The 16,659-nt window shown below is 67.3% G+C and carries 16 protein-coding genes and 1 riboswitch; of the genes, 9 read left to right on the top strand and 7 right to left on the bottom strand.

The window, feature by feature from the left end; genetic code table 11:
- Positions 1 to 5 precede the first annotated feature (5 nt).
- Positions 6 to 572, top strand: a complete 567-nt coding sequence (locus RKE50_RS04650; protein ID WP_350034787.1) for a hypothetical protein — start codon at positions 6 to 8, stop codon at positions 570 to 572.
- A 50-nt stretch (positions 573 to 622) separates the two neighbouring features.
- Here RKE50_RS04650 and RKE50_RS04645 read toward each other — a convergent pair whose 3' ends face one another.
- A complete protein-coding gene (locus RKE50_RS04645; protein WP_350034785.1) occupies positions 623 to 1,252 on the bottom strand; it encodes a hypothetical protein in 630 nt (209 codons plus the stop codon).
- A gap of 18 nt (positions 1,253 to 1,270) precedes the next feature.
- Positions 1,271 to 1,354: riboswitch (cyclic di-GMP riboswitch) on the bottom strand.
- A gap of 563 nt (positions 1,355 to 1,917) precedes the next feature.
- Here RKE50_RS04645 and RKE50_RS04640 point away from each other — a divergent pair.
- Both RKE50_RS04640 and RKE50_RS04635 read left to right on the top strand, forming a co-directional pair.
- Positions 1,918 to 2,568 (top strand): hypothetical protein, encoded by a 651-nt coding sequence (locus tag RKE50_RS04640; RefSeq protein WP_350034783.1) that lies wholly within the window; start codon positions 1,918 to 1,920, stop codon positions 2,566 to 2,568.
- A gap of 293 nt (positions 2,569 to 2,861) precedes the next feature.
- Complete coding sequence (locus RKE50_RS04635) at positions 2,862 to 3,344, top strand: DUF2306 domain-containing protein (RefSeq protein WP_350034781.1); 483 nt, start codon at positions 2,862 to 2,864, stop codon at positions 3,342 to 3,344.
- On the opposite strand, the gene RKE50_RS04630 is transcribed toward RKE50_RS04635, so the two are convergent.
- From RKE50_RS04630 to RKE50_RS04605, 6 genes are read right to left on the bottom strand one after another with little or no spacing between them, the layout of a single operon-like run.
- Positions 3,341 to 3,799, bottom strand: coding sequence for a DUF302 domain-containing protein (locus RKE50_RS04630; RefSeq protein WP_350034779.1), 459 nt, complete (start codon positions 3,797 to 3,799; stop codon positions 3,341 to 3,343). The genes RKE50_RS04635 and RKE50_RS04630 overlap by 4 nt on opposite strands.
- A complete protein-coding gene (locus RKE50_RS04625) occupies positions 3,796 to 4,836 on the bottom strand; it encodes a hypothetical protein (RefSeq protein WP_350034777.1) in 1,041 nt (346 codons plus the stop codon). Before RKE50_RS04625 ends, RKE50_RS04630 begins: the two co-directional genes overlap by 4 nt.
- Positions 4,836 to 6,200 carry a COG4315 family predicted lipoprotein gene (locus RKE50_RS04620; protein WP_350034775.1) on the bottom strand — a complete coding sequence of 455 codons (1,365 nt, stop codon included), beginning with the start codon at positions 6,198 to 6,200 and terminating at the stop codon, positions 4,836 to 4,838. The genes RKE50_RS04625 and RKE50_RS04620 overlap by 1 nt, the downstream gene beginning before the upstream one ends.
- Positions 6,193 to 7,527, bottom strand: coding sequence for a DUF1552 domain-containing protein (locus RKE50_RS04615; protein ID WP_350034773.1), 1,335 nt, complete (start codon positions 7,525 to 7,527; stop codon positions 6,193 to 6,195). Before RKE50_RS04615 ends, RKE50_RS04620 begins: the two co-directional genes overlap by 8 nt.
- Complete coding sequence (locus tag RKE50_RS04610; protein ID WP_350034771.1) at positions 7,524 to 9,272, bottom strand: DUF1592 domain-containing protein; 1,749 nt, start codon at positions 9,270 to 9,272, stop codon at positions 7,524 to 7,526. Before RKE50_RS04610 ends, RKE50_RS04615 begins: the two co-directional genes overlap by 4 nt.
- The gene (locus tag RKE50_RS04605) at positions 9,269 to 10,552 is read right to left on the bottom strand and encodes a cytochrome c (protein WP_350034770.1); all 1,284 of its coding nucleotides are present in this window, start codon (positions 10,550 to 10,552) and stop codon (positions 9,269 to 9,271) included. Before RKE50_RS04605 ends, RKE50_RS04610 begins: the two co-directional genes overlap by 4 nt.
- Before the next feature lie 255 nt (positions 10,553 to 10,807).
- On the opposite strand from RKE50_RS04605, the gene RKE50_RS04600 reads away from it, so the two are divergent.
- The 6 genes from RKE50_RS04600 to RKE50_RS04575 all read left to right on the top strand — a co-directional run bounded on the left by RKE50_RS04600 (position 10,808) and on the right by RKE50_RS04575 (position 16,655).
- The gene (locus RKE50_RS04600) at positions 10,808 to 11,683 is read left to right on the top strand and encodes a creatininase family protein (protein WP_350034769.1); all 876 of its coding nucleotides are present in this window, start codon (positions 10,808 to 10,810) and stop codon (positions 11,681 to 11,683) included.
- Complete coding sequence (locus RKE50_RS04595) at positions 11,676 to 11,855, top strand: hypothetical protein (RefSeq protein WP_350034768.1); 180 nt, start codon at positions 11,676 to 11,678, stop codon at positions 11,853 to 11,855. Before RKE50_RS04600 ends, RKE50_RS04595 begins: the two co-directional genes overlap by 8 nt.
- 3 nt (positions 11,856 to 11,858) lie before the next feature.
- The gene (gene hisC / locus RKE50_RS04590; RefSeq protein WP_350034766.1) at positions 11,859 to 12,947 is read left to right on the top strand and encodes a histidinol-phosphate transaminase; all 1,089 of its coding nucleotides are present in this window, start codon (positions 11,859 to 11,861) and stop codon (positions 12,945 to 12,947) included.
- A gap of 256 nt (positions 12,948 to 13,203) precedes the next feature.
- Complete coding sequence (locus RKE50_RS04585; RefSeq protein ID WP_350034765.1) at positions 13,204 to 14,835, top strand: flavin-containing monooxygenase; 1,632 nt, start codon at positions 13,204 to 13,206, stop codon at positions 14,833 to 14,835.
- Between the two features lie 186 nt (positions 14,836 to 15,021).
- The gene (locus tag RKE50_RS04580) at positions 15,022 to 15,444 is read left to right on the top strand and encodes a sugar 3,4-ketoisomerase (RefSeq protein WP_350034763.1); all 423 of its coding nucleotides are present in this window, start codon (positions 15,022 to 15,024) and stop codon (positions 15,442 to 15,444) included.
- Positions 15,441 to 16,655 (top strand): NAD(P)/FAD-dependent oxidoreductase, encoded by a 1,215-nt coding sequence (locus tag RKE50_RS04575; protein ID WP_350034762.1) that lies wholly within the window; start codon positions 15,441 to 15,443, stop codon positions 16,653 to 16,655. Before RKE50_RS04580 ends, RKE50_RS04575 begins: the two co-directional genes overlap by 4 nt.
- The last annotated feature ends 4 nt before the right edge of the window (positions 16,656 to 16,659 follow it).

The following is a 16,659-nucleotide window of genomic DNA, read 5'->3' as shown; positions in this document are numbered from 1 at the left end:
CCTGCATGCGACGTTTCCTGACAGCAATCGGCGGCCTGCTGCTGTGCACCGTTCTGCCGGCCAGCGCCGAGCCGACCGTCAACGAGTACAACGGTTACCTGGAGAAAGGGCCCTGGACGGCCATGTACCGCCGCGCCGAAGGCACCTGGCATGCGCGGCTGTCGCGCCGGGTCGGCGCATTCACGCTCGCCTACCGCCGCGCCGATCTGCGCCTCACCCGGGAAAACCGGGTCAGCGCCCAGCAGTCCCTGTTCAAGGGAGAAGGCTTCTCCCTTGCACACCGCCTCGAGTACCGCGCCTTCAGCGGCTCTGCCATCGACGACCACTGGCGCTACCGGCTGATCGCCGGTTTCCGGCACCGGCTGGCCGACAACGCGGTCGCCTGGATCCGCCTGCAGCCTCGCCTGGCCTTCCCCGGTGGCCGGCGACTGTTCGACGCGCGCGACCAGGTGGGCGTCGAGTTCCAGCTCGGTGCGCTGCGCCTGTCACCGTTCTACGAACGCTATGCCCTCAAGCGCTGGGACAGGCACGGCGGCAACGTCTTCGGGGTGCACGCGATCCTGGAACTCTGACCGCCACGGGCACAGCCCGGCCATGAGTCCTCTCGCCATAAGCCGGGCGGTCAAAGCAGGACGCAGGCGATGTAGGTCATACCGCAGCCGCAGCAACACTTCTTGCCCTTCTCCGCCTCGCAGTCCGCCTTGCACTGGCGCCGGTCCTTGTTGCACTCGAAGGCCTCGGTCGATTGCACCTCACCCGGGTTGCCCGCCACCTGCATGGACTTGAACAGGGCCTCTCCGGCGGCATCCACCTCGGCGAGCAGCCTGTTCATCTCCTCGCCGTCACTGCCCGCGTAGCTGGCGACATTCTGCAGCGCGACACGGGCGTCGCGCATGGCTGCCTCCAAGGAGGAACTCGAGGCAAGCATCGACGACGCCTGCCGCCGGACCGCGTCGATCTCCGCCTTCGCCGGGTTGGAGAGCTGCTGCATTTGCGCAGGCCGGGCCTGCGGCGTGGCGACGGCCTTGCGCGGGGTGATCGAAAGTTCCGTCGCCTGCGCCAGCAGCATCCGGGCCTCGTCGCGCGCCGCGCCAAACTCGAGTTCGGACCAGGCGGTAGCCGTCGCGCATTGCCCCGCGTCGGCGTGCGCGACAGGAGCCGTGGCCAGGATTGAAGCGCCGGCAAGAAAGAACGCGGCTACGGCGCGTGCGAACAGCCGCGCACCGGGATAAATCGCTGGAAAAAGTTTCATGGTCTGTCCCCCGTATATGCGGGTGGTACCGCTGCCGTAGGTCTCGCCCTTAGGCCGGTTACTTTGCGCCACCACCTTTCGATGGCTATGCCCTTTTTCGCTATACGTCCGTCGGCGACTGCGCATGCGACGCGCCTCTCGACGTTATTTTGAAGATAGCCAGTGACGGCACCCTGTCAATAACCGGCACAAGGGCCGTCGACTCTTCGCCTCGGCTCGGGAGCGATCACGCAGCCGTTGAGTTCCAGCCCAGATCACTGCGCCAGTCTCTATCCTACGATGCTATCTTCGCTTCGCCCCGAAACACCTGGATCAGCACAGCGGCACCGGATTCGCGCTTCGCGCGCGGCTGGCACGCCAAACTAGCTATACGGGGTAGTCCATCGTTGCGACGAAATGCTGGCAAAAGCCAGAGAGGGTTTCTAGAGTCAGCAAAACTCCACAATTCCAAAGCGGCAGAGCTAAAGTGATTTCTAGAAACGTTTCCGCGGTAACGCTGACTGCACCTTCACGACGACCGTTTTCGGCCAAAGTCAGACTTCTTTACAGTGTAGGTGAAGCATTCTCGGTCAATCTTCTGTAGGTAGCTGTTTTTTCTATTCTAATTTTCTAAGGGTCTACATTTTGCCTGACATGCGCTCAATGGTTTAGAGGAGCGATTGAGCATGAGCACACGAATCATTGCCCTGGTTCTCGCCTGCTTGTTTGGCGCGCATGACCAAACCGCGAGAGCAAACATCATTGTCACGCTGACCGAGGGGGTCGGCGGCGTTGTGAATATGAATATCTCCGCTGAGGGTACCGTGGATGCATCCGATTCTGTGCTGCCGCCCTGGTTTTTTGTCATCGGTGACCCTAGTAGGGATTCATTTCTTCCAGCGGAATTCGCAGGTATAACTGGGTCTCCACCGGCGGGCCTGTCGCTTGACGGATGCCCCGCCAATAATTTTTTTTACCGCGACGATTCGACTTCGTTTAGTCCCAGCAACCTGCAATCATTGCTCGGCTTCAACTTGGCAGGCCCTGTGTCACCGGTGGCGGAATGCGAAACCGGCCTGATGGGGGAGCTCGATTTGTCCGACCTGAACGGTGACTACGTTCTACCAGGTAGTTCTTTTGCCGACTTCGTGCCGGGAAGCTATACCGGGCTCAGCGAATCTAACGGACTGCGCGTTCTGCAAAACCTCCCACCGGTTTCACTGATAGTTGCAGAAAGTTCGTCGGTACCCACCCCTGCTACGGTGGGCCTGTTCGCAATTGGTATCTTCGGCGCGAGTCTCGCAGCGAGGAGGCGCGGGTCTGCAATGATCGGATAGGCGGAACCGATCCTACTTTGCAACAGCGAGACTTCACCCGCGTCTCACACCTCTCGTCATCATCCTCCAGGTCGCTGGCTATGGCCCTTCTCCTCACATTCTGAATCGATCCATATCGCACTTCTCTTGAGCGCAACCGACACCTGACGCCGAGGCATAGGCGAGCCCGCTGGACCTTTCCTCAATTTCGGGGATGGAAGCGCTGCGGCGAGTGACCGTAGTGGGTGGGAAGCAGACGCTGACGCAGTCTGAGCCAACGCGTCCGCTATCGACCATCGACAGAAAGTAGCAACATGAACTGGCAGGCACTGTGGAGTGACGGTCTTGTAATCTCCCTCCATGCGCTCATCGCCATCCTTGCGATGGCAATGGGCGCGATCCAACTTATGGGGCAAAAGGGCACCCTATGTCATCGGTGGCTCGGGTACGCTTGGGTCAGTGCGATGGTTGTAGTGTCCGTCTCAAGCTTCTGGGTTCACGAGTTCCGCTGGTGGGGGCCATTCTCAATCATCCACGTGCTGTCGATTCTGGTACTTGCGACGCTGACCTATTCGATAAGCGCCGTTCGACGCGGCAACGTTAACGCGCACCAGAGATCGATGGTTCCGACTCTATCTACTGGCGCTCTTGCTCACTGGTGGCTTTACGTTGGTTCCTGGGCGGACAATGCATGCGGTACTTTTTGGAGGTTAACCACCATGACCGTCCGCTCGCGTCGGAAACGGCAATTCGGCCCGGTCGCTAGGCGCGGCACCACTCGCCCGTTTCCCAGCTAGCGGGCAGCCTCGCTCGCGATACGTTCCAGGTTACCCCGCATCTTTTCGAGGAGCGGCATGGTCAGATCGATGCCGTGGCATTCGGCGAGCCACAGCGGGTCGTTCCAGCCGACGGTGACGCCGCCGCCCGCGTCCGCCCAGACCAGGTACTTCAGCGGCAGGTCGATGCCCGCTGCGGGGGTCGCCTGCATCAGCACCGTGCCGGCGGCGGGTTTGCCGAAAATGAGCAGCTCGCTCGCCGGCAGGGCCATCGCGACCCGCTCGGCGCCGGCACCGTGGTCGATCCGGGCAAAGATCGTGAAGCCCTGGTTCTTCAAGGCCCGCTCCAGCCGGTCGACGGTCAGCGGGACGGGATGGACGCTCTGCAGGGTAACCAGTCCCTCCTCCGCCGTGGCGGCGGAGCCGAACATCGATGCCAGGGACAGTATTCCCATAGCCATCAGGAGGGCTTTCACGGCGATGCCGCCTGCGACGCCTCGTCGACGATGTAAACCTGCGTCATGCGCACATCCAGCGCCGTGGAGATCGCCGTGTTCTCGCCGCTGCCCGGGTCGGGGTGGGCGTCGGCGAGACGGCGCAGGGCCTTGTAGAGGGAAATAGCCGAAATCTGCCCGTTGGCGAGGTGGTGCGTGGAGTCATTGCGGATGAGCTGGTAGTACCACGTGTCGACGTCCGCGTAGCCGGCGAGCAGCCCCTCGGCGCCGGTGCTGTCGAGGCGCAGCTCGAAGCGCGCGTCGCGGATGCGGTGGATCGAGGGCACCTGCAGGTTCTGCCAGGGGATCACCAGCTCGCCGATGGGTTCGGTGGTCAGTATGCCGCCCTCGATGCGCCCGGATGTCTCGCGGATCAGCGGCTCGCCCCAGCGGCGGTCCACGCGCTGCGTGCCGCCGGGCATGATGTTCTCGCCGGTGGCATCGGTCAGCAGCTCGTCGCGGCCGCGGTAGACGGTCACGGTGACGCTGTCGTCGTCCGCCAGGCTGTCGACGCCGGTGAGGTTGATCATCATCCGGTTGTAGGCCTCGTCCTTGATGGCCTTGCTCTGGAAAATGTGCTCCACGCCGTCGGGGCCGCGAAAGCCGATGATGCAACCCACGGCCCGGTAGACGGCGTTGTCGATACCGGGAGTCCCGTCCGGGTGTTCGAAGTCATCGGGACTGGTCTTCCCGTCGAGGTCGAGGCCGTAGGCATAGGGCCCTTCCACCGTATAGAACGGAAAGCCCTCGGGCTCCGTCGTCGGGTGCCAGGTGGCGATCTCCTGGGCGAGCTGCGTCGTCGCTACATCGAGCCTGGCGGGCTCGGGGTACAGTGCGGCGAACTGCTCCCGCGGCCCGTCGTTGAAGCCCTGCGGACACTCGCTGGCATCCCCGGTCTGGTACACGGACCAGAACAGGTCCGTGAAGACGTAACCGACCTCGCCCCCGGGCGGCGCCTCCGCGGCGGCGCCGCCAGCGGCAAGCAGCAGCGCGCTGGCCAGGGCTCTCGTGCGCTGCATCAGAGAATCCCCTGCATGTAATCGTCCCTCAGCCAGAAGGCGCGCAGGCCGTTGCGCATGCCGCGCCATTCCCCGGTCCCGCCGCCGGCGACGTCGCCGGGGCGCTCATCGCCGCCGAAGGTGTAGACGGGGCGGTCGCGGTAGGCCCAGACGCGAAGCGCGCCGGGGGCATCGTCCGCGGCAAAGCGGCCCGTGCGCGGGTCGATGGTGACGATGGTCCAGGTGCGGTTGGGGCTCTCTTGTCCCTCGCCTGCGAGCACGTAGGGCCAGTGCGCGAGGCAGCGCTGCGGATCGCCGCCACCGCACATGGCGAGGCGGTACACCTGCGTGTCCACCGGGTGGTCGCAGGCGAGCTGGTCCGCCGAGTCGTCGGCGCAGTAGTAGACATAGATCGTCCTGCCCTCGCGATCGGCGAGGACGTTGCCGGCGAGCGTCGCCTGCACCGTGAAGCCCGCCGGCCAGGCCGGTGCGGGCTGCAGGAAGACATTGCTCCAGCCGGGCACGTCACTACCCTGCTGGGACCAGGAATGGCGGTCGAGGCGGTGGGTGTACAGCGGCTGGCCGCGGAACACCCACTGGCGCACCCCGGGTGAGCGCTCGAGGAGCGTCCAGTCGCCCTGCGCGGCGGCGAGCGCGGGGGCCGTCACCGGCGCCCAGCGCTGCAGGCAGGCGCCCCGGCAGGCCGAGGCTTCCGCGTCGTCCTCCGCGTAGGCGTAGACGGCGTCGTTGCTCGCCGTGGTCAACATGCGGCCCACGCTGGTGGCCTTGACGGCGAAGCCCGGCGGCAGCGCCGGCGGCGGCCCCACGGGGACGCGGTAGGCCGGGTCGTCGCGCTGGTAGCGCCGGCGGGTGCCGCCGAGCACATCGCCCGGACGGCGATCGCGGGCGGACGTATACAGCGGCTGCTCCTCGTAGGCCCACTGAAGCGCGCCGTCGCGGCGTTCGAGGATCGTCCACTCGCCCACGGGCTCGGCATCCTCTTCAGCCAGCACCGGTGGCCAGAGGTCCGTGCAGGCGGGGCGCGTATCGAGCTCGGGCAGCGGAATGCCCGCCGGGTAGGGGCTCATCAGGCCCGCCGTCACCGTGGTGGGCTCGTCGTAGCAGCCGGGTGTCCCCGGCGCCTCGCCGCTATAACCGTTGCGCAGCACGTGCTGAGGCCACTCATAGAGCGTGCGGCCGTCGGCGTCGGCGAACACCGGCCCCTCCAGTTCGCTGACGATGACCTGGAAGCCCGGCGGCATCGGCACTTCGCGCCAGGACCGGGCATTCTCCTCACCCGCGACACCGGGCAGGCTGGCGCCGAAAGCGAACGCGGCGACCAGGGAGAGCGCGGCCCGACGGCCGCGGGAACCCCACTCAGACAAGGATGTCACCGATCTCGCTGGCCGTCGTGTTGCTCTTGGTGCCCCAGCTGTCGATGTCGACGCCCATAAGGCGCTGCGCAGTGTAGCCGAGGCGGCAGCCGGGGGTGCCGCCGCCGTCGATGTGCAGGCCCGTGCGCACGCGGCCGCCGGCGGTGCCCGCGCTGAACATCGGGATGCCCTCGATGGAGTGGATCTTGGCGTAGGACTGGTCCGTGGTCGCGTAGACGAAGGTGTTGTCGAGCAGCGTGCCATCGCCCTCGCGGAAGCTGGCCAGGGCGTCGACGAACCAGGCCCACTCCTCCATCGCCCGGCGGGTAAACCAGGAGGTGTTCGGCTGGTAGCCGAGGGCCGGGTCGACCGCCTCTTCGTGCGTCGCCGTGTGGTGGGGCTTGTCATAGCCAGGCCGCGTGGTAGCCGAGAAGGCCGACGCGTAGAACATGTTGAATACCCGCGTCTGGTCGCAGGCCACGGCCATGAGCATCAGCTCGCCGAGCATGCGGTGCCGTCGCGCGACCAGGTCCGCGTCGAGACCGGCGGGCAGCTCCGGCGGCGGGTCCACGACCACGCAGGCCTCCCGCGGTTCCGGCCGGGTCAGCTGCAGATCGAAGCGGCGCTCGAGGTCGCGCAGGCCGGTGAAATACTGGTCGAGGCGGACCCGGTCTTCCGCGCCGAGGGACTTCTCCAGGGCCTTCGCGTCCTCGCGTACGGCCGAGAGCACACTCTTGCGTACCAGCACTCTCGGGTCCGGCGTGAACGTCTCGGCGTTCGGGTCCTGGAAGCCCGTGCCGAAGAGGCGCTCGTAGAAGCGCAGCGGCGACCACTCGGGGGCATTCACCGAGTTGCCGCCCTCGTAGCTGAAGCTGTCGCGGACGTCGCCGGTCGCCGTCGCGCTCAGGCTGCGAAAGCGCGTGGCGTTGCCGAGCTTGCGCGCGATGGTCACGTCCAGGGTCTCCCCGGGACGGTTTTCCCGGGTCATGGGGGCGCTGCCGGAGCGCAGGACGACCCAGCCCGAGTGGTGGCAGAGGTTCGGCGCGTCGTCGCGGAACACGTGGAAATTCGTGTACAGGTTGATGTGCTGCTGCACCGGTGCCAGCGCGGCAATCTCTTCCGGCAGGTCGAAGGAGGGACCGGTGCGCTTCGGTACGAACACCGGTGCGCTCATGCCAAGGCCCCAGGACCAGGTGCCGAAGCGCTGCGGGACCGGCAGCCCGCTGGCCAGCGCCGAACCGTTCTCGTTGAGGAAACAGTTGAGGAGCGGCAGGCCCACGGTGACCGCACCGCCGCCCAGTACGCCGCGCAGGAAGCGCCGCCGCGTGAATTTGCTCATCGGGTTGCCCCCGTATCCCTCAATGCCAGCTGTGCCTCGGTGATCCGCGCCGGTGCCGTCGGCGGCGGCTCACGCGGCAGCTTAACAGGTTCCGCAGCGGGCCGGAGCGTGCGGAAAGCCGGGCTGGTCGCCAGCGTCTCGAGGAGCCCGCGCAGCCGGTAGCCGCCCTCGGCGAAACGGTCCTCGAGCCAGGCCAGCGTTGCGCGGTCGTGGACCGGCGAAGCCGGGCCCCCGGTGCCCCAGGCGTAGACCCGGTCCACCAGGCAGGCCGGCAGCTTGGGATGGTTGCGCAGCGCTTCGGCCAGACCCTCGACCCCGTCGTAGAACACGCCGTCGAGTTCGCCCGCCGTATCCAGCGCCGCGCCGTTCTCCGTTGCCCGGTACTGGCCGGCGCCGTCGAAGTGCTCGAGGGCCAGGCCCATTGGATCGGTGACCAGGTGGCAGCCGGCGCAGGAGGGGTTGCTGTTGTGGGCGTCGAGCCGCTCCCGCGCGGTCTTCGCGTGCTCATTTTCCTCCAGCGCGGAGAAGTCCACGTTCGGCGGCGGATCGGGCACCTTCTGGCACAGCAGCTCCTCGCGCAGCGCCTTGCCGCGCTGCGTCGGCGAGGAGCGGACCGCGTGGGAGTGCACGGCGAGGAAGCTCACCTGGGTGAGCAGGCCGATGCGCGGGCTGTCCGCGCTGAACTCGTGGGGCGTCCAGCCGGGCTGCGCCGGCAGGCCGTAGACCACGGCCAGCGCCGGCGACAGGAAGGTGCGCCGGGTGGTGAACAGGTCGCGGTAGTCGAGGTCGCGCACCAGTACGTGGTCGATGATCGTGCGCAGCGTCTGCTCCCGGGCCTGCGCCAGCGTGGAACCGGTCACCCGCGGGTAGACCATCGGATCCTTGGCCAGGCTGTCGAAGGCGTCAAAGGCGAGCATGTCGTCGAAGAAGGCACGCATGCCGGTCTCGAGGCGACTGCTGGCCAGCATGCGCTCCACCGCCTGCCTCAGGCCTTCCTCGCTGTGCAGCGCACCGCTGGCCGCGGCCTGCAGGAGCGCATCATCCGGCGGGCCATTCCACAGGAAGAAGCTGAGCCGCGACGCGAGCGCATAGCCGTCCAGGCGCTGCCCGCCCGGCCGCGCCGGGTCAGGCTCGCTGCGATCGGCGATGAAAAGGAATTCCGGGCTGATCAGCAAAGCCTCGAGGGCGAGGGCAAGCCCGGTGTAGAACTCCCCGGTTTCCTCCGCCGCGCGACCGGCACCGTCGACCAGCGCCGCGAGGCGCTCGTCCGCCAGGGGACGGCGCTGCAGCAGCCGCCCGGCCTCGCGCAGGAACATCCGGGCGCAGGCCGCATCGGCGGCGCCCGCATCCGCCGGGCGACAGGGCAGGAGGAAGCCGCGGTGTGTCTCGTCAACGACCCTCGCGGCGATGGCGGCCGCGGAACGCTGGATCTGCGAAAGCTGGTCAGAGGTGAGCCCGACGGCGGCGGCGCCGTTTGCGCGCAGCCCCGCGGTTCGCGACAGCGGGGGCATCGGCGAGAGCACGCTGTCGGCGATATCCGCGCCGAACACCGTGGCGATGCTGTTCCGGTACTGCTCGGCGGTCAGCAGCCGCGCGCGCTGGGCGGAGCCGCTGTCCGGCATCGCCCTGTCGCCGCCCTCGCTGCAGCCGGCGAGCAGTACCAGCGCCCCGAGCAGGCCCAGTACCGCGGCATGCAAGCCGCGGCCACAGCCGCCCCGCTTTCTCCTGCCTGTCATTGCCATCATCGCCCTCCTGCACTCACCAGGCGCTGTCGCTCAACCCGTGCCGGGGAGACAACGCCGGCGGTATTGTCCCAGGCATTGCGGATGTAGGTCGCCACCGCCGCCACTTCCTCGTCGTCGAGGAGATAGCGATAGGCCTTCATGGGCTTCAGCCATTGCCGGGCGGGATCCGCACCGGCCACCTCCGGACCGTAAAGCACGACGTTGATCAGCGACGCGGGGTTCTCCGCCTGCACCACCAGGCTGCCGCGGTTCAGGCGCGGCGCCATCTCGGGGTCGCCCTCGCCGGAGGGCAGGTGGCATGTGCCGCAATGCAGGTTGTAGAGCGAACGGCCGCGCCCCATGAGTTCCTCGCCGGGTGCTTCTGCAGCTGCACCGCCGCCCGCTTCGGGCAACGCTTTCAGGTAGGTGGCCATGGCGTCGATGTCCGCGGCGTCGAGGTAGCGGGTACTGTTCATGATGACCTCGTTCATCGGGCCGAAGGCCTCGAGGAACGCATTGCGCCCGGTGGCGAGGTAATCGACCAGGTCCGCGTGGTCCCAGAGCGCGAGACCCCGGGGGTGCGCGGTGAGGTTGGGCGCATACCAGGGCCGGAAGTCGCCGCCCGGCACCCGGTCGAGGTATTCGCCACCCGCGTGGCGCAGTTCGGCCTGCTCGGCGCCGAGCCGGTTGCGCGGCGAGTGGCAGGCGCTGCAGTGGCCCAGGGCCTCGACGAGGTAGGCGCCCCGGTTCCACGCGTCGGAGCGGCCCGGGTCGGGCTCGAGGGGCCCCGGCTCGTGGTAGAGCAGCTTCCAGGCCGCGAGCAGCGGCCGCTGGTCGAAGGGAAAGGCAAGAGCATTCTGCGGCGGCGCACTCGCTACCGGTGGTACCGCGCGCAGGTAGGCCCAGATTGCCGCGAGGTCGTCGTCGGTGAGCCGGGTGTAGGCCGTGTACGGAAAGGCGGGGTAGAGATGCTCGCCGTCCGGTCGCACGCCGTGGCGCATGGCGGCGCGGAAGTCCGCCTCACTCCAGCTGCCGATACCCGTTGCCGGGTCCGGCGTGATGTTGGTGGAATACAGCGTGCCGAACGGTGTCTCGAAGGCCACTCCGCCGGCCATGAAGGCACCGGCGACGGCCGTGTGACAGCTCGCGCAGTTCCCCGCGGTGACAAGGTAGCGCCCCCGCTCCACTGCATCGGGCGCCGCCGTGGCCGCGCCCGCGAGCGCGGGGATGGAGACCATGACCAGCGGGCGGAGAAAACGGCAGACGGAGCGGAAAAGGAAGCGGAGAAGGCTTGGAAACACGGGCTTGGACTGACCTCTTCGAACAAACCGGTTGACTGACACCGGCACGACGTCAGTTCATCGCGGGTGCTGCGGGAGTTGCCGCATTAGGCTTCGTCAGCCCCCGCCTGTCAATACGCACCGGCCGGTGCCGCTTGGCGAGGCGCCACCGATCAGTAGTATGCTGCGCGCTCCCGACCGTACCGCGATGAGCCTTCGACCTTGCACCGTCTTCACCCGCCACCCCGCCCCCTCGCTGCGCGCTTTGCTGCCCGCTTGACCACCGCCATGGCCGGCGTGCTGGCGCTCGCCGCCGGCCTGGCCGTCGCAGCAGCCACGGCCGCAGCCGAGGCGGGCCAGCGCGACGCCCTGGCAGCGGCCCTGGCAGCGCCGCGCCCCATCGCCGCGGGCGACTCGCCGTGGCTGGAAGAACTGACCTGGATGGAGATCCGCGACCGCATTGCCGCGGGTACGGACACAGTGATCATCCCCACCGGCGGCATCGAGGAGAACGGTCCCTACCTCGCCACGGGGAAGCACAACCTCATCCTCGAGGCCAGCTGCCCGGCAATCGCCGAAGCTCTCGGCAATACCCTCTGCGCACCCATCGTGAAGTTCGTTCCCGAGGGCCGCATCGAACCGCCGGAGGGCGCCATGCGCTTCCCGGGCACCATCAGCCTGGCGCCGGCCACCTACGAGGCGCTGCTGACAGACATCGCGCGCAGCCTGAAACAGGCGGGCTTCCGGCACATCGTGCTCATCGGCGACAGCGGCGGCAACCAGGCCGGCATGGCCGCCGTCGCCAAACGGCTCGGCGCCGCCTGGGCCGGCAGCGGCACCGCGATCCACTTCGTACGCGAGTACTACGACCCGGGCTGGACGGCCACCGAGGAGTACACCCGCGAGACCCTCGGCGTGCGCGAGACGCGGCACGATGGCTACCACGACGACATCTGGGTGACGGCCATGATGATGGTCACGGACCCGGCGCAGGTGCGCTTCGACGAGCGCGTGGACGCGGGGCTTGCCAGCATCAACGGCGTTTCCCTCGAACCGCTCGCCGACACCGTGGCGCTCGGCCGGGCAATGCTCGACTTCCGCGCCCGCTTCACCGCCGACGCCATCCGCCGCGCCATCGCAGCCCATGACTGACGGCATCGCGGGTATCTCCGTTACCCGGGTGATCTACCCGTCGGAGATCGGCGCCCCGCTCCTGCGCTCGACTAGCGAGACCCGCATCGCGCAGCTCCCCGGCGCCTTACCGGTGCGCACGGTGCTCGCCCTGCCTCATTTCATTATCCTCGGCCACCTGCTCCCGGATTGACCCATGCCCAAGCACGATCTCGCCTGCCCGCACCTCGCGGACCTCACGCCCTACCAGTCGGCACGCCGCATCGGCGGCAGCGGTGACGTGTGGCTCAATGCCAACGAGTCCCCGTTCCCGCGCGAGCCCATGGCCATGGACGTGTCGGAGTACCACCGCTACCCCGACCGGGGTCCCGGCGAGGTACACGCGGCCTATGCGCGCTATGCCGGCCTTGCGCCGGACCAGGTGCTCGCCCTGCGCGGTGCCGACGAGGCCATCGACCTGCTCGTGCGCGGCTACTGCCGGGCCGGCCGCGACCGCATCCTCCTCTGCGGCCCGACCTACGGCATGTACGAGATCTGCGCGCAGGTGCAGGAGGCGGGCGTCGTCGATGTCCCCCTGGCCGCTGACGACCGCCTCGACGTCGACGCCATCCGCGCCGTGGACGACGTCCGCGTGGTATTCCTCTGCCACCCGAATAACCCCACCGGCAACGCCCTGGACCCCGAGGACCTGGAGGCCGTCATCGCCCACTTCGCCGGTCGCGCCCTGGTCGTGGTCGACGAGGCCTACATCGAGTTCTGCCCCGACCGCAGCGCGATACCGCTCCTGGCCGGGAACGAGCACCTCGTGGTCGTGCGCACGCTGTCCAAGGCCTTCGGGCTCGCGGGTGTTCACGTGGGTTTCCTGCTCGCGGGCGCCGCCGTCATGGACACCATGCGCAAGATTGTCGCGCCCTACCCGCTCGCCGACCCCTGCGCGCAGCTTGCGTTGCATGCCCTCTCGGACGAAGGCATCGCCCGCATGCGCCGCGAGGTGGACCAGCTGGCGGCAGAGCGCGACGGGTTCGCCACGGCGCTGGCGGGGCTGCCGTGCGTTGCGCGCGTCAGGCCGAGCGCGACCAACTTCGTCACCGCGACCTTCCACTCCGTGGACGAAGCCTGGGCGGCGCTGCTCGCGGACGGCATCGTGGCCCGGCGCCTGCCGCACCCCCGGCTCGCCGACGCGATCCGCTTCACCATCGGCAGCGCCGCGGACATGCGGCGGGTCCTCGAGGCACTGGCGGAACTGCCCGGGAGCTCAACAGCGTCTGGCGTGCCGTCCGGATGACAGGGCTGGTTTAATGATCTGGTGCAATGCCTTGCGCTTGTTTTTGAATAAAGTTAAGAATTGACCGAGGCGGTCGCACAGGGCCGCTGCACCGGCCCCCGGGAGCGGCTGAAAACTTGCTTGTTTGTGTCTAGCAAGTATACTCCCGAAGGTCTCGGGAGCCCGCAGCGGGCGCGCAGCGGCGACACAGCAAGCGATCATCACAACGGCCATCACGAAGGCCGTCACGAATAGCTATAAGACGAGGAACACAGCCATGACGACCCCGCAGAAACCCGACTTCGATGTCATCGCCATCGGCGCTGGCTTCGCCGGCCTTGCGCTAATTCACTACATCCGGGAGGCCGGGCTGTCCATCCGTGTCTTCGACAAGGCCGACGACGTTGGTGGAACCTGGACCTGGAACCGCTACCCCGGCGCCATGACCGACAGCGAGAGCTACTACTACTGCCTGACCTTCTCCCCGGAACTGCTGCAGGAGTGGAAGTGGACCCGCCGCTACCCGGACTGGAAGGAAACCCAGAGCTACTTCCGTTTCGTCTGCGACAAGTGCGACATGTGGCCGGACATCCAGCTCAACACGGAGATCGTCGACGCGTCCTACCAGCAGGACAGCAACCTGTGGAAGCTCACCACCGCTGACGGCAAGACCTACACCTGCAAGTACTTCATCAGCGCCATGGGCATGATCTCCCAGCCGGTGATCCCGAAGATCGACGGCATGGACCGCTTCCAGGGCCCCCTCTTCCACTCTGCGCGCTGGCCCGAAGACCTCGAGTGGGAAGGCAAGCGCATCGGCATCATCGGCGCCGGCGCGACCACCGTGCAGATGGTCCCGGCCATGTGCGACAGGGCCGAGAGCCTGACCGTCTTCCATCGCACGCCGAATTTCATCATGCCGGCCATGCAGGCCCCGATGACGGAAGAATGGGAGAAAGAGATCAAGGCGAACTACGACGAGATCGTCGCCAAGTGCCGTAACCACGTCTTCGGCATGGCCTTCGACACCGCCGAGGGCCGTCTCGCCGTGGAGACCCCGCCGGAGGAGCGCGAGCGTATCTTCGAGGAGAAGTGGAAAGGCAGCTTCCGCTGGGTTTTCGAAACCTTCGAGGACCTGCTCGCCGACCCGGAGGCAAACCGCATGGCCTCCGAGTTCATCATCCGCAAGATGCGCGAGCGCATCAAGGATCCGAAGGTCGCCGACATCCTGGTGCCGAAGATCGACGACTACCCGCTGTTCGCCAAGCGCCCGCCGCTGGACCACGGCTACCTCGAGTGCTTTGACCGCGACGACGTGCACCTGGTGGACATCCGCGACGAGGGCGAGCCGATCGTCGAGATCACCGAGAAGGGCGTGCGCACCACGAAGAACGAGTACGAGTTCGACATCATCGTCCTCGCCACCGGCTTCAGCGCCTACACCGGTGCCCTCGAGGCCTTCCCGATTCGCGGCGTGAGCGGCCAGACCCTGGCCGAGAAGTGGCAGGAGACCTCGAAGTCGATCATGGGCGTCTGCGTGGCGGACTTCCCGAACATGTTTGTCATTACCGGCCCGCAGGCCCCCTTCGCCAACCTGCCGACCTCCATCGAGCAGAACGCGATCTGGATCACGAACTGCATCAAAAAGATGGAAAGCGAGGGTTACGACGTCTGCATCCCGAAGCCCGAGGCCGAGGAAGAGTGGTCGAAGCACGTGGCCGAGGTGCACATGGCCACGCTCATGAACGAGGGCGACAAGGTGCACTCGTGGATGATGGGCGCGAACCTCGAGACCAAGCCGCCGCGCGTGCTCATCTACTTCGGCGGTGCCAACTACTACTACGACAAGCTGGACGAGTCCGCGAACGAGGGCTTCCCGGAGCTCGAATTCGAGAAGCGCGCGGGCTGACCGTCTGTCCGGCACCGCCGCCGGCGCTAGAAACAAAACCAGCCCCCGGTCGTTGCGCAACGCAACGCCGGGGCGGTTCGCCCGCGCTGCGGTGCAACGCTATACTCGCGGGCGAACTTGCCGAGGTAAGCCCGTGGAAGCCCCCCCGTCTTCTCCGCCGACACCCGTTAAGGCGCCATTTCGCCCATGACAGGGCACAACACCGGACCGGTCACGGAGTGGTTCGACGGCAGAGCCCGCCTGCTCGATATCGTTCGCTCGGTTGATGAGCGTGGCACACTCACACCGCTCGATTTCCCGGCGCTACCGTTCACGCCCCGGCGCCTGTTCACCGTAGCCGGCGTCCCCGCGGGGGCGCGCCGTGGCGGGCACGGGCACCGTCGTGGGGAGCAGTTGCTGCTTTGCATCGCGGGCCGTATTGCCGTGCGGCTTGCCGCGACGGGTCGCTCCGCGTCACTGACACTGCAAGCAGACGGACCGGCCCTGCTGATCGGCCCGGGCATCTGGGCCGAGCAACGCTACGCCGTGCCCGGGTCGGTTCTGCTGGTCGTCGCCAGCGAACCGTATGATCCGGCGTCCTACTTCTCCGACGAGAACGGCGGGCCGTGAGTCGAAGGAAGCGGATCGCCGTGCTGGGTGCCGGGATCATGGGCTGCAGCGTCGCGCTGCGGCTCGCCCGCCGCGGGGTCGCTGTGACACTGGTCGATGCCGCCCCGGGTCCGTTCAGCGCTGCGAGCCGGTGGAACGAAGGCAAGATCCACCTCGGCTACATGTACAGCGCGGATCCGGGGCTGCGCACGGCGGCACACATGATCGAAGGCGGCCTCTGGTTTCGGCCGCTGGTCGAGGAAATGCTCGACTGCAGCCTGGAGCCCGTGATCTCGACGGGCGACGACATCTATCTCTGCCACCGCGACTCGGTCGTCGATGCGCCGGCCATGGAAGCCTACCTGCATCGGGTCAGCGACCTCGTGCGCAGCCACCCGGCGGCCGTTCGCTACCTCGTCGATGTCTCCCGGACCGGTGCGGAGCGCCTGCAGCCGGGGGAACTGGCCGAGGTGAGCGGTGCCGGCGAGATTCTCGCAGGCTTTCGTGTCCCGGAGCGCTCCGTGCAGACGCGCTGGGTCGCGGACCGCTTCACCGCTGCCGTTGCCGCCGAAGACGCACTGGAGATGCTGACGAACACCCGCGTGCTTGCCGTCGAGCCCACCGGAGGCTCACTGCAGGGGCCCTGGAAGGTGAGCACGGCGGACGGCGTGCTCGGCCCCTTCAGCCACGTCGTCAACGCGCTGTGGGAAGGCAGGCCGGTCATCGACCGCACGGTCGGCCTGGAACCGGTTCCACCCTGGACGCACCGCTATCGCCTGGCCCTCTTCCTGCGCACGCGATTACCTGTCAGCGGGCCCTGCGCGGTGATCGCGACCGGTCCCTTCGGCGATGTAAAGAACTACAACGGGCGCGATTTCTACCTGTCCTGGTATCCCGCCGGCCTGGTGGCCGAGGGCTCAGGCCTGGAACCACCGGCCATCACCGCGGAATCGTTGCCCGCCGAAAAGGACCTCGCCGCCGAAGTCTTCCGGCAACTCGGCGCGCTGGTGCCCTGGACCCAGTCGCTTCCCGCTGCGACGGAATCGTTCGAAGTAGCCGGCGGTTGGGTGTTTGCCGGCGGAAAGGGCAAGCTGTCCGACCCCTCTGCCACCCTTCACCAGCGCTGGCGCTACGGCATCGAGCGCCACGACACCTACCTCTCGGTGGATACCGGGAAGTACTCTACCGCGCCGTGGATGGCCCGCGAACTCGTGGACAGCCTCACCGGTTGATTAA

Source organism: Pseudohaliea sp. (assembly GCF_040217025.1).
Classification (GTDB): Bacteria; Pseudomonadota; Gammaproteobacteria; order Pseudomonadales; family Halieaceae; genus Pseudohaliea.
Note: the sequence above shows the minus strand (reverse complement) of the source record. Positions and strands in the feature narration are given on the sequence as shown.

Bases quoted from the DNA above. Each gene is read 5' to 3' on its own strand.
- RKE50_RS04650 (WP_350034787.1), top strand. From the start codon at position 6: ATGCGACGTTTCCTGACAGCAATCGGCGGCCTGCTGCTGTGCACCGTT.
- RKE50_RS04645 (WP_350034785.1), bottom strand. From the start codon at position 1,252: ATGAAACTTTTTCCAGCGATTTATCCCGGTGCGCGGCTGTTCGCACGC.
- RKE50_RS04640 (WP_350034783.1), top strand. From the start codon at position 1,918: ATGAGCACACGAATCATTGCCCTGGTTCTCGCCTGCTTGTTTGGCGCG.
- RKE50_RS04635 (WP_350034781.1), top strand. From the start codon at position 2,862: ATGAACTGGCAGGCACTGTGGAGTGACGGTCTTGTAATCTCCCTCCAT.
- RKE50_RS04625 (WP_350034777.1), bottom strand. From the start codon at position 4,836: ATGCAGCGCACGAGAGCCCTGGCCAGCGCGCTGCTGCTTGCCGCTGGC.
- RKE50_RS04615 (WP_350034773.1), bottom strand. From the start codon at position 7,527: ATGAGCAAATTCACGCGGCGGCGCTTCCTGCGCGGCGTACTGGGCGGC.
- RKE50_RS04610 (WP_350034771.1), bottom strand. From the start codon at position 9,272: ATGATGGCAATGACAGGCAGGAGAAAGCGGGGCGGCTGTGGCCGCGGC.
- RKE50_RS04595 (WP_350034768.1), top strand. From the start codon at position 11,676: ATGACTGACGGCATCGCGGGTATCTCCGTTACCCGGGTGATCTACCCG.
- hisC (WP_350034766.1), top strand. From the start codon at position 11,859: ATGCCCAAGCACGATCTCGCCTGCCCGCACCTCGCGGACCTCACGCCC.
- RKE50_RS04585 (WP_350034765.1), top strand. From the start codon at position 13,204: ATGACGACCCCGCAGAAACCCGACTTCGATGTCATCGCCATCGGCGCT.
- RKE50_RS04580 (WP_350034763.1), top strand. From the start codon at position 15,022: ATGACAGGGCACAACACCGGACCGGTCACGGAGTGGTTCGACGGCAGA.